The sequence below is a fragment of the Chitinivibrionales bacterium genome (assembly GCA_035516255.1).
Classification (GTDB): domain Bacteria; phylum Fibrobacterota; class Chitinivibrionia; order Chitinivibrionales; family FEN-1185; genus FEN-1185.
Genome location: DATJAL010000047.1, coordinates 150975 through 162834, shown reverse-complemented (window position 1 = coordinate 162834; position 11860 = coordinate 150975). Strand labels below are relative to the sequence as shown.

Sequence of the window (11860 nt, the reverse complement as noted above, 5' to 3'; positions counted from 1 at the left end):
GGAGATCATCCGTCGGCGACCAGTTTATTCTTGTTAATCCAAGAGTTGATAAAAAGCTTATTGGTCGATTCGCCGTTCGCCCGGGTATTACTCCAGGCATTATCGTTGGCCGCCCGCAAAAAGATGGTAGATTTCAATTTAATTGGCACAATGGATTAAAACGCCATTTTGAGATAAAGGACTAAAGCTGTCACAGATTTTCCTTTTAATATTATTTTACCCCGTGCATCCACCGCTTCAGCACCGGCACCAATAAAAACAAAACAACCCCAGCGCCTATTGCGATCAAACCAACGTTCCAAAACACCCCCGCATAAAGCTGAAGGCCGTGCGCGGGAGCAATCACGGCCGCGGCCGACGCCTCCGCGGGCTGCGAGGTGAGCTTTGAGATTTCCGCGCCGATGGTGTGGGCGAACGACGAGGAGAGGAACCAGATGCCCATCACGAACGCGGCGATTGACTTTGGGGAAAGCTTGGTGACGAGCGACAGCCCGATGGGAGACAGGCACAGCTCGCCCGTGGTGTGGAGCAGATAGGCAAGCACAAGCGACCACAGGGGCGCAAGACCCGCGGGGCCCGCAAGCCGCGCGCCGGCCACGAGCACGAGAAACCCCGCGCCGAGCTGAAGCAGGCCCAGGCCGAACTGCGCCGGCGCGGAAAGGGGCCGCGCAATGTCGGCGAGCTTTTTCCAGACCGCCGCAAAGAGCGGCGCGAGCAGGATGATGAACAGCGGGTTTACGCCCTGGAACATGCTCGTGGGCAGGGTGAACCCCGCCAATGTCCGGTTGACGTTCCGGTCGGTAAAGAGATTAATGGAACTCCCCGCCAGTTCGAAGAACGTCCAGAACAAAACGGTAAAGACAAAGAGCGCAAGGATGACGAACAGCTTTTCGCGCTGTTGTTTTTCCTGCCTGAGGGCAAAGCCGAGCAGGTACAGCAGCATGCCGGTGCCGAGTGCGCCCAGAAACCATTTGGCGGTCTCGTTGTGCTTGACAAGAAAGGCCATGACGGGAACGCACAGGAACACCACGGCATAAAAAAGATGGTCGATCCTGAAAGGCCGCGCGATCTTTTTTGTCAACAATGCGGGGTCGGGCGGAAGCCCCTTGTCCTCGTAGGCATTGGCGCGGCCGCCGGCCAGGAAGATGGCGAGCCCGGTCACCATGCCGATGCCGGCCAGGGAAAATCCCCAATGCCAGCCGTACAGCTCGCCGATCGCGCCGCAGGTGAGCGGGGTGAGAAAAGCGCCGGTGTTGACGCCCATGTAAAACAGGGTGAACGCGCTGTCGCGCCGCGCGTCGCCGTCGGGATACAGTTTTCCCACAAGGCTCGAGATGTTGGGCTTGAAAAAACCGTTGCCGACAATGAGAAACCCGAGCGCCAGAAACAGCACGGGCCGCTGCGGCAGCGCCATGGCGAAATGGCCCAGCGCCATGAGCACGGCGCCGAGCTTGATGGAGTTGCGCAGGCCCAGAAATTTGTCCGCGATGAGGCCGCCGAGCACGGGCGTTGCGTATACGAGCGCGCCGTAGGCGCCGTAAATCCCGTAGGCCTTGTCATCCGCGAACCCGAACGCCTTGGTGAGGTAAAGGATCAGCAGGGCGCGCATGCCGTAATAGGAGAAGCGTTCCCACAGTTCAACAAAGAAAAGGTAAAAAAGCGCCTTGGGATGCACGCGGCGCTGTGATAGAACGACGCCGGCCGTCCAGGCGGCCACAAACGCCCAGGCGGCGAGCATGATGAGGAGGGAGGGGTTCATTGGTTAAAAAGAAAATAGTTCAACGACCTGGAAAAATTAACAATCGGGGCGGGGAAAAGATGTGTGGGGATTGAAAAGATGTTATTGTTCACTCATTTTTTTAAACTGTTCTTGGCTGATTCCAGTTGCACAGAATCATCCTCAAAATTGTCAGGGAACTTGAAATAAAGGAAACCGATTATGATGGTCTTTAGTTTCATCATTTTATCCGGAAGAAACAGGTTGACTTTTGAAAGCTCCCGTGGGAGTTTGGTGGGAGTTCGCCTAAAGGAAGAGGTGCAAAAATCAAACACCCCGTGGCGGCCGGCGCCTGCTGATGGCCTTGGTTTCCGGCGGCGGGGCCAGCCCCTCTTTTCTGGCTGTTTCGAGGGCCTGGGAAATGGGAACCCAGTGGCCGTTGGACAGGACTTTTCCCGCCATGAGCCGGCCGAGGATTTTTTTTTCAACCGCGGAGCGCTGGCCGAGCGGGACCCATGCACCCTCGTCGTCGAGCACATGCCCGGCAAGCACCATCTTTTTTATTTTTTCGGCGGCATCCATGGAACTGTCCGGGTTAAAAGAACGATACGCTGTCCTGATGCGCCGCGGGAGGCGCCTTGCGCTGCTTCTGCGACCGTTGCGTTGCCGCCGCTTCCTTTTTCGACTTTGCCTTTGTTTCCCGCGGCGGAGGCTCGGCTTTTTCCTTTACCGGCTCCGGTTCGGTCTTCGGCAGTTCGGTTTCGGCAGGCGGCTTTTCGGCCACTGTGGACTTCTTGGCCGAGTTTTCCTCGGCCTGGGCGCGCGCGATTTCCTGCACGGCGAGCGATTCCGCGCCCGACAGCCTCTTGAGCGTGTCGAATTCCGACATGGCCTTGGAATACTGCTGGCGCACGAGGTAAATGTCGGCCGCGAGCAGATAGGGCGTCATGTCCTTGTTTTTGGCGATTGATTTCGCATTGTCAAGAATCTCCAGCGCCTCCTTGTCTTTTCCAACCTGGACCTTGGCGAGCGCCTGCGACACGAGCGAGAGGCTTGCAATGCGCGCGTTGGCGTCCTTCATGTACATGCTGCCGGCGAGGAGCACGCCCGCGAGCGCGGCAATGCTCAGCACGATCGCGAGCACTGCCAGCACGGTGTTCCATCGGGAGGACACGTTGATCTTCTCCGACATGGTGCCGGCGATGATCTTTTCGAGCTGGATGACGGCGTAGCCGCATTCGTTTGAATCAGGGAATTCGTCGATGATGAGTTTGTAAAGGCGGCACGCCTCGGGGATCCGGTTTTCGTCGTACTGCAGCCGGTACGCCTTTTCGTACAGCTCGAGCGGTGAGTTCGCCTGCTCTTTCATCTCAAACCTCGCTTTGCGATTTTTAAGAGGGATTTGACTTGTTTGTCGGACATGGCCTGCACCGGGGAGGGATTGGGCAGGTAGCGGTCGCAGATGAATTTCTGGTCGCCGCCGAATGAGACGACGCCCGAGGTGCCGCCGGTGCGCTTCGCCCTGAACTGCGGACACTTCTGTTTCATCTTGCAGTTGAAGCAGGAGGCCTCCTGCTGGCGCTGCTGGTAATTGTATCCCTTGCCCTCAAGGGCCTTGTCCCGGGACTCGGTCTCGTATGAGTGCGCGATCGCCCTGTTTTTTTCAACGATCTGGTCGTGATCAACGTAACGTTTCATAGGATATTCTCCAATAATAGGAACCTGTGATTAAAATAATCATTTGCCCGGGGTTCTACAAGCGGGGCGGGGGAATGCTGGTTTTACATTGTAAAAAAATAAATTAGAATTTGGGCGTTCCCCCGCTTCGCGTGGTCGGCCGGTAAAATGCGAACGATATAATTGACTGCGCGGAGCGCGACCGCCTTACATTCGGGAACGAAGTGACCATGCGCTATTGCGCACCCTCCAGTCTCCCTAACGCGCTGCAAATGAATTCTTATAAGTCAACTTTACTTATTACGCCAACGGGCTCCCGCCGGACTCGGACAGCACGAGCGGCAAAGCCTCCTGCCTCAGGGGCGCCGATGGCGGTGAAGAATACAGGACCGGGAAGATTTCTTCGGTCCGGCGTTAAGGGCGACCGCAGGCCGCGCAGAAGCGCGGTGCCGCCCGGCCCTGAGCAAAGTCGAAGGGCCGGGGAACGCCCAATTTCTTGCTAATTCTTTTGTTCAGCTGCAGATGGCGAAAAATGGCCCGCCACCGCCGTGATCGGCGACACCCAGGCGATGCCCATTCCCGGCACGTCAAGCCTGGCCGCCTTCACGACCGCGGTGAAAATTCTCTGCGTGTCCGTTTTTCCGCAAAGGATCATGAGCAGTTCCTTTTCGGGCACAATGGCAAGGCCCAGGAGCCCGAGCTTTTCCCTGAGCCCCATGCCGCGTCCGAAAAATATCGTGGCGCCGCCCGCGCCCGCGTCAATCGCCGCCTTGGCGACCTTGTCGGCCTTGCCCCGCTGCACCACGCAGGTGATGAGCTCGACTTCCTCTTTTGCAATTGTATTGCCTGCTGCATCCATCAGTTTGCCGCCTCCGTTGTTTGAAGCAGTTTTATTTCCAGTTTTTGTTCGCGCTGTTTTGCATAAAGACCGATGAGCAGGATGTTCAATACCGGATACGCGGAAGCCAGTGCCAGGATGCCGAAGCCCTCGGCGAATCCGGTGGCGTGCGAAAGGGCGATGCCGATCGCGATCTTGAGCGGGACCGTGACCGGTCCGGTGGTGACCGCGCCGCCGTCCCATGCGATGGCGACGTATTTCTCGCTCGAATACAGCGTCAGAAAAAAAAGCAGGGCATAGGGCGGAATGAGCAGGAACAGCAAATTGACTTCATAGACAATCGAGACAATGCCGAGGCTGGCTCCAGCGCCCACGCCAAGCGCGACCGCCTGGCTGAAAAGCCATTTTTTGAACGCGCCCTGGGTAACATCTTCCACCTGCCGGCCCAATATTTTGAATGCGGGCTCGGCGAGCGTCGCACCGTATCCCAAAATTCCTCCGAACGCCACGACAACCAGTTTTCCGACTGCCGTGGGATACAATGCGGCAGAAGGAGGGTGAAAGGAGAGCGGCAGGCGGTTTCCTACTTGATTGCCGAGCTCCGAAAGCCCGACCGCAAGTCCGAAATTGAAAAGGAACAGCCCGGTGATTGCAAATGTCAAGCCGAGAATGAGCTGGGGAAGCGGAACGCCCTCTTCCTTGAGTTTCAACCGCAGAAATAAATACAAAAAAATGAAAATCGGCAAGACCGCCCTTAGGGCCAGAACAAATGAATCAAATAACGTTTTGTAAAGTCCGGCAGCGGCTTGGCTGATGGTGACGGGCGCGATGTCGAAATGGCCGGCGCCAAAAACAAGCTGAAGAATATAGGCAAGCAAGAGGACCGCGGCGATAGGGACCACGGAGATCAGCCCCACCATGCCGAAGCCGGCCATGCCGGGGTCGCTTTTCCCGGTGGCGCGGCTCACGCCGAGCCCCAAGGCCAACACAAGCGGACAGAGCACCGGGCCGACAATGACCGCGCCCGTGTCCCAGGCAAGGCCGGCCGCGCTTGCGAGAAGGTGATTTTGCGCGGCGAAAAGGGTCAGGGCGATTGCGATGCCCACGCACGGCAGAATAAGGGACTTGAGGCCCCATCCGTAAATGAAGCGCAGCGTGCCGAGCAGCACGGCAACGCCGCTTCCGAGCGAGACCGTCAGGGTCAACACAAGGGGATTCTTGACAAGAAGATAATAGAGAAGCGGCGCCCTGGCCGGATCCACGCCCGCGCCCGCGATCTGCAGGCTGCCGAGCACCGGCTCGCCGAATGCCGCGAGAATGCCGAGGACAAACGCAAAGGCAAGCACCGCGAAAAGGCCGCTTTTGACGGGGAGCGTATCGCCCACCGCTTCACCGATCGGAACAAGCCCGATGCGCACGCCCTCAAGGAAAAACACCAGCCCGAAAATCACCATGACCACGCCGCCCGTGATCCACCCGACCTGGGTGAGGCCGTAGCGTAGAAACAGGAGCTGGAACAGAACAAGATACAGGCAGACCGGCGCGACCGTGACGAGCTGCTCCCGTATCTGGTGCCAGGAATAGGGGAGCAAAATGGTCATCGCTTGGGAAAAAGTGACGTGGATTTTTTTTGGAGCGGCGGGCTCGTAATCGTTGGAGATAGCATCAACTGACAGTGACATGGATTTGATCCGCAGGAAGATCCGTTTTGAAAAACAGTTCGTTATATTTTACTGTTTTTCCTTGCGGTCTTCAACCTTTACCTTCGAATAATGCACATCCCCGCAATTCCTCAACTTCCTCGCCCCGTCCTCCGGCGTCGCGCTGGCGCACGGTCTCCTTTGGGGATACGTGGGGACGCCGGCATTGGCCCAGATCTGCGAGTGCGGGTGCGGGGCTGGTGGCGCCCATGAGCGCCCCGCGGTTCTCAAAAGATCTGGACGTGGTTGATTTCCTCGCGGCCGCCGAGCTCGAGGTACTGGCAATGTGTCAATTACAGCGAGGAGTTCCTGCTCTGTCAAGCGCGGCAGCGAGAGGTCGCGCCGGGGCGAATGGCACACCACCCGGCACAGTCCCCGCTCGCCGGAGGCGACCAGCAGCCCTGCTCGTCCAAGGTTTCGAGGGGGATGTCGGGCAACAGCGCCGCGAAGTCGTTGTCGAACTCGAAGGTCGATTCGTAGGACGGGTTTTTTTCGCTGCCGGCACGGCGGTTTCCCGGGCACAGAAAGCATTTCGGGTCGTACGCCGCTGCCGGCGGCTCGGCGGCCGGAAAAACCTTCCCGTGCCAGGGCCGTTTGGTCCGGTGCGGGGACACGAGCACCCATTCGCCCGTGAGAAGGTTGCACCGCCGGTGCGGGAAATCCGAAAGGTTCATCGAAGGTCAGTTGCTTTTGCAGCAGCGCAGCCCGATGGTGGGTTTTGCGCTTCCGCCGGCGCCGGGAGAGATGGTGGCGCATTTCGACACCGGGCCGCCCATGGCCGCGGGGCCGCCCGTCCCCTTTACCCACTCGAAAACGTTGCCGGTCATGTCGACGGCGCCGAACTTGCTGATGCACTTGTTCCTGCTGCCCGACGGCTCGATCACCCTGCTCCCCTCGGTGTTGCAGTTCTCCTTCTCGAAGTTCGTGCCGTAGGAATAGGTGTATCCCTCCATGCCGCTGCACGACCACTGCCATTCCTGCGCGGTGCACAGCCGCTTTCCCGCGTTCTCGCAGAGCTTCTGCGCGTCGTCGTATGAGACGTTGACCTGCGGCACCGTGTTCAGCCTGTTCGGGTATTCGTATTTGTCAATACATACCTTGAAGAACGGCCGGTTCGCCTTTCCCGGCGGAAGGTCCACGAGCACCATGTCGGGCGGGCAGAACAGCGGCTTCGCGTACCGCTTGATCTGGTCCTCCTCCGGGTTTTCGCTCGTGTGCCGGAATATCCGCACGATCTGGTCGAAGGTGTACGACACCTGCTGGTTGTCGGTCCGCGTCAGGGTGAGGCGCAGGTTGTCTTCCTTCACGATGTTTCCGATCACGGTCAGATTGTCCTTGGGCCTGCCGTAATCGTCCACCTCCGGATTTTTCACGATGATCGTGTCGTACGCCTGGGGAACGGCGGGCGCCGCGGCCGGCTGTTTTTCGGGCGCTTTCTTTGCGGGAACAACAAATATCTGGTCCACCACCTGCTGGCCGATCGGAATCACCGACCCTTCCACGTTGAGCCGCAGGTTGTCGTTGTCCGCCGATACGAGCGTGCCGGTGAACACCGCGCCGCTCTTTATCTTGACCTGGAGGTTTTCGCCGGGCTGCTTCTGCCTGGCCTGGTCGAAGGTGATCGGCGTCGATTCCGCAGCCTGCGACTGCCCCCCGGTTTTTGACGGGGGCGGGGCAAGGAGCTGGCATTCGGCGATGAGGTTTGCCGCAAAGGTATAGGCGCTTCCCTTGCAGTCGAGGATCAGCGACGTGTCGGTTTTGGAATCAACCACGCCCTCGAGCTCGTCGCCCGTGGTGAGCGTCATGTGATAGGTGGCGCCCACGGCGATGTTGTCAAGCGATACCCCGGCACACGCGGGCACGATGAATGATGCGACGACGAAAAGGCCTTTTATTGCTTTGGTCCAGTCCATAGCCATCTCCAATCCATGAGACACAATCGATTTAAGGTGTGTTATTTGAATCATGAAAATAGGTGAAAGTAGGTGGGAAATGTAAAGAAAAAATGAACAAGGCTGGCCACGAACGCCCGTGGCAGCGAACATTATTAACGGGATTCCTTGACAGGGGATTGCGGGCGGGGCAATCCCGAAAGCGCTTCCCGTACGATGTCAAGGCATTCTGTTTTCCACGGCTGTGCCTCGTTGAGAAGCTGGTGCCTGGCCTCCTTGACCATGCGGATATCGCAGCCCGGGATTTTTTTTTGTAAAAACGGGATGTTGTAATTCCAGTCCACGCAGTCGTCGCCCGTGCCCTGGACAATGGTAACGGGCAAATGCAGCGGCGCGACGCTGTCGAGACCGGCCTCCCACCGGTACATCGCGGTCGCCCATTTCACCGGGAACGTCTTGCTCTGCAGGGGATCGCGGTCGAACCACGCGAGGAACGCGGTGTCATGCGACGCCTCGCGCATCCAACGGGGCCATGCCGACACAAACGGCATGAGCGCGTGGCCGGCCTTTGAGAGGTCCCAGAATTCCGAGTGCACCAGCGGCGCGAGCAGGACGACGCGCGAGAAGGGGGTCTGCCGGTTGTAAAAAAGGTGCGTGAGGATTACGGCGCAGCCGGTGCTGTGGCCGACCGCCGCGTACGGTTTCGGCACATGCGGCGCGCACAAGGAAACGAAGTCCTCCAGCGCCGTCTTATATTCGCCGAAGGAATCGATCGCAGCGGGCGCGCCGCTCGAAAGCCCGTGGCCGGGAAGGTCGAACGCCGCCACGCAGAGCTTTTCCCGGATGCAGAGGGCGATGAGGTTTTTCAGGATGCCGGTATGGTCGAAGAGCCCGTGCGCCAGAAACACGGTGCCGCGGCTGCTGTCCGGTTTGTAAACGTGGCCGGCGAGCGTGTACGGCCCGGAGCGGAAGGTGCCGAAGAAATGGGCGGCCGCGGGATAATCGAGGCCGTAGAATTGGAAATAATCCTGGACCGGTTTTGGATAACCATGATTTGAGAATGAAATCGGCCCAAGGGATTGCCTGAGCAAGGCAACGTCAAGGGCATCGCCATGAGTAAAGGACATAAAGATTATAATAATCAGAAGAGATGTGGATGACCTATAGTGTATGGTCATTCCCTCAAAGATACTTCCGGGAAGTTGGAGGTTGAAAGTTGGAAGTTGGAAGAAAGCGTGGGGGAGGCGGAAATATGAATTACGGAATGAAAATCTATTTCGGGCGCAAAACAGGGCCGGAGGGCCAGGCGCAATGCGGGAAATCGGGGATATCAAATAAGCTCGCCCAGAAACACATGCGCCGGACAGATCCTGATATCATCCTTCGTCATTATGTCCCTTGATGCCTCCAGGACAACCTGCGTGGCGGCGGCGGGGAATTTCTGCTTGAGATAGCGCAATGAAAGGCCGGGGTCTGCGTCGGTCTGTTTACATTCGATAAAATGCACGGGCTTTGCGTTTTCAACAACCACAAAATCAAATTCGCGTTTGTCAATGTCGCGGAAATACCTGAGCTCGATGTCCCTGCCTTCGGAATCCTGCAGGAACCAGCACCATTTCAGGAGGTGGCAGGCCGCCAGGTTTTCGAATCGGGCGCCCGTATTTTTAACAAGCGTCCAATCGAAATGATAATGTTTCGCCTCTTTTTTCACGGCCCTGATTTTAGGGGACCCAAAGGGATAGAGGCGGAATATCGTGTACAGATTTTCCAATATTGAAACCCATCGGGCGGCCGCTTTGTGGGAGACTTCGAGCTCCTTGCGGAGCGCATTGAGGGAAAGCGGCGAGCCGACAAGTTCCGGCAGCCGCAGCGAAAGCCGGTCAATGAGATTGATATCATCGACCCGTTCAAGGTCGCGAAGGTCTTCCCGCACAACGCGGGTGCGGTATTCTCCGCTCCAGCGTGTGCTTTCTTTTTCCGATGCCGAAAGAAACGGCTCGGGGAATCCGCCATACGTGAAAAGGTCCATGAGCGTGGAGCGTGAGGGAGGTGCAAGCTCGGCAAGTGTGAAAGGAAGCAGGCGGTAAAAATGGTATCTGCCCTGCAAGGAATCCCCCCACGGCGGTAATGGTCGAGCCTTGCGCTTCCCGTAACGAGAATCCGCAGCTCATGACCCCGTTTGTCGAAGAGCCCTTTGATGACTTGGCGCCACCGGGAGTAATTGTGCACTTCGTCAAGCACCAACGGGCCGGGGCCCTTTGGAAAATCCTCCTTCATGATACGGTGCCTGTCTTCGCCGGCGTCCCACGTCAAATAACGTTCCAGTTCACCGGTTTTTCCGGGAAAGCAGATATTTTTCGCCGTGGTCGTTTTGCCGGAATACTCGTTTTATTGGAATAAGGCAATAGTAATGAGGAATTATAATCCTTGTTGGGCTCTCACAAACGGTTACATTGACAACCCTGCCTCCCGTCACGTAATTTGTTGGTTGATTTTCTGAATGAAAAATGCCAGCGTAGCTCAGTTGGTTAGAGCAATGGAATCATAATCCATGAGTCCGGAGTTCGAATCTCTGCGCTGGCACTTTTTTCCCTCAATTTCCCTTCCCGAATCCTGCTTTGTATGCGGCAGCAAGACCTTTTTACATCGGTTGAAAAATTCTGGCATCGGCATTGCGTTTCTCGCAGCAGCGTCTGCGTCGCGGTAAGCGGGGGCAGCGATTCGGTCGCCCTGTTTTATGTCCTGCTCGCCCTGAAGCGCAGGCTCGGCATCACGCGGCTCGGAATCGCGCATGTCAACCACCGGCTGCGCGGCCGCGATTCGGAGCGCGACGCGGCGTTCGTACGTCGCATCGCGTGCGATGCCGGCGTGGCCTTTCACCTCAAGGAGATTGACAGAAAAGATATTCCGGAAAGCGGGGTGGAGGAGTGGGCGCGCAACCGGCGGTATGCCTTTTTCGACCGCGTGCTTAAAAAGGGCCGCTACCGGTACCTTGCAACGGCGCATACCATGAACGACCAGGCCGAAACCGTGGTGATGCGGATCATGCGGGGAAGCGGGCTTCATGGGTTCGGCGGCATTCTGCCCGCGCGGGAAAACCGCATCATGCGTCCGCTATTGACAATTGGCAAAAGCGATTTGAGAGAATGGCTTGCAGAAAAAAAACTTGGTTTCAGGGAAGACGCCACCAACGCTGATATTTCCTTCACGCGAAACTGGGTGAGGCACAAATTCATTCCGTTGCTGGGAAAAAAAGGACCGGGGGCATTGGAACGTCTTTGCTCGATTGCCGAAAATGCCCGGGCAATCACGGAGATTATCCGGCCACTCATTAATAAATGGATCAGCAAGCACGTATTTTCACGTGGCGCAACCCGGTTTTTAGTCAAAAAAGCGGGTTTTAAGGACGAAACGATCGGGGCTGAAGCGCTGGCAACGTTTTTGAGGGACAAAAAAATCAGGTTTGATTCAGTTCATTTGGACGATATCGTAAAACATCAATTCAGATCAAACGGGGTTTTTCTTCTCCCCGGCGGGTGGCGTTACAAGTGCGGAGAAAACGAGCTTGATTTTTTTCAAAAAGAAAGTTCAGGGAAAAGCGATGATTTTCATGTCGAGCTTAAAACAAACGGCACCACAAGATGCCGTGGGAAGAATTGTAAATTCGTCATTTCGCGACATCAAATCAAACCTGAAAGGAAGATCTCTTTTTCCGACCCCATGACGGCCTGGCTTGATGCGGACGCTTTGACCAAAAACCTTGTTTTCCGCTCTTGGAAAAAAGGAGAAAAGTTCTGGCCGTTCGGCGGAAGGAAATTCGTGGATGTCAATGAATTTTTGAAAAAACAGGGCATCCGGATGCAGGAAAGGCATTCGACAGGTGTTATGGCTGAAAAAGCCGGCGAAATCGTCTGGATTCCGGGCCAGCGTATCGGCCATCGGTTCAGGATCACCCCGTCGACAAGAAAGGCAGTGAAGATTTCCTGCAAGCCGGCAGGCTGAAGGATGTATTTTCACTTTGTTTGTCCAAAATAAT

General features: G+C 56.8%; 12 protein-coding genes and 1 tRNA gene. 3 read left to right on the top strand and 10 right to left on the bottom strand.

The window, feature by feature from the left end; all coding sequences use genetic code 11:
* Positions 1 to 211: 211 nt before the first annotated feature.
* The 10 genes from VLX68_13950 to VLX68_13905 all read right to left on the bottom strand — a co-directional run bounded on the left by VLX68_13950 (position 212) and on the right by VLX68_13905 (position 9931).
* Positions 212 to 1759, bottom strand: coding sequence for a peptide MFS transporter (locus tag VLX68_13950; GenBank protein HUI93345.1), 1548 nt, complete (start codon positions 1757 to 1759; stop codon positions 212 to 214).
* Between the two features lie 285 nt (positions 1760 to 2044).
* Positions 2045 to 2299, bottom strand: coding sequence for a hypothetical protein (locus tag VLX68_13945; GenBank protein ID HUI93344.1), 255 nt, complete (start codon positions 2297 to 2299; stop codon positions 2045 to 2047).
* Between the two features lie 13 nt (positions 2300 to 2312).
* Positions 2313 to 3086 carry a hypothetical protein gene (locus VLX68_13940; GenBank protein ID HUI93343.1) on the bottom strand — a complete coding sequence of 258 codons (774 nt, stop codon included), beginning with the start codon at positions 3084 to 3086 and terminating at the stop codon, positions 2313 to 2315.
* Positions 3083 to 3415 (bottom strand): hypothetical protein, encoded by a 333-nt coding sequence (locus VLX68_13935; GenBank protein ID HUI93342.1) that lies wholly within the window; start codon positions 3413 to 3415, stop codon positions 3083 to 3085. Before VLX68_13935 ends, VLX68_13940 begins: the two co-directional genes overlap by 4 nt.
* A gap of 478 nt (positions 3416 to 3893) precedes the next feature.
* Positions 3894 to 4253, bottom strand: coding sequence for a P-II family nitrogen regulator (locus VLX68_13930; GenBank protein HUI93341.1), 360 nt, complete (start codon positions 4251 to 4253; stop codon positions 3894 to 3896).
* A complete protein-coding gene (locus VLX68_13925) occupies positions 4253 to 5914 on the bottom strand; it encodes a DUF1538 domain-containing protein (GenBank protein HUI93340.1) in 1662 nt (553 codons plus the stop codon). Before VLX68_13925 ends, VLX68_13930 begins: the two co-directional genes overlap by 1 nt.
* Before the next feature lie 335 nt (positions 5915 to 6249).
* The gene (galT, locus tag VLX68_13920; protein ID HUI93339.1) at positions 6250 to 6606 is read right to left on the bottom strand and encodes a galactose-1-phosphate uridylyltransferase; all 357 of its coding nucleotides are present in this window, start codon (positions 6604 to 6606) and stop codon (positions 6250 to 6252) included.
* Positions 6607 to 6612: 6 nt separating this feature from the next.
* Complete coding sequence (locus VLX68_13915; protein HUI93338.1) at positions 6613 to 7845, bottom strand: SUMF1/EgtB/PvdO family nonheme iron enzyme; 1233 nt, start codon at positions 7843 to 7845, stop codon at positions 6613 to 6615.
* A gap of 134 nt (positions 7846 to 7979) precedes the next feature.
* Entirely contained in the window at positions 7980 to 8951 is a 972-nt protein-coding gene (locus VLX68_13910) for an alpha/beta hydrolase (protein HUI93337.1), read from the bottom strand.
* A 203-nt stretch (positions 8952 to 9154) separates the two neighbouring features.
* Complete coding sequence (locus VLX68_13905; protein ID HUI93336.1) at positions 9155 to 9931, bottom strand: DUF4143 domain-containing protein; 777 nt, start codon at positions 9929 to 9931, stop codon at positions 9155 to 9157.
* A 62-nt stretch (positions 9932 to 9993) separates the two neighbouring features.
* On the opposite strand from VLX68_13905, the gene VLX68_13900 reads away from it, so the two are divergent.
* The 3 genes from VLX68_13900 to tilS all read left to right on the top strand — a co-directional run bounded on the left by VLX68_13900 (position 9994) and on the right by tilS (position 11826).
* Complete coding sequence (locus VLX68_13900) at positions 9994 to 10224, top strand: hypothetical protein (protein HUI93335.1); 231 nt, start codon at positions 9994 to 9996, stop codon at positions 10222 to 10224.
* A gap of 109 nt (positions 10225 to 10333) precedes the next feature.
* Positions 10334 to 10407, top strand: a tRNA-Met gene (locus VLX68_13895).
* Between the two features lie 39 nt (positions 10408 to 10446).
* A complete protein-coding gene (gene tilS, locus VLX68_13890) occupies positions 10447 to 11826 on the top strand; it encodes a tRNA lysidine(34) synthetase TilS (GenBank protein HUI93334.1) in 1380 nt (459 codons plus the stop codon).
* Positions 11827 to 11860 lie beyond the last annotated feature (34 nt).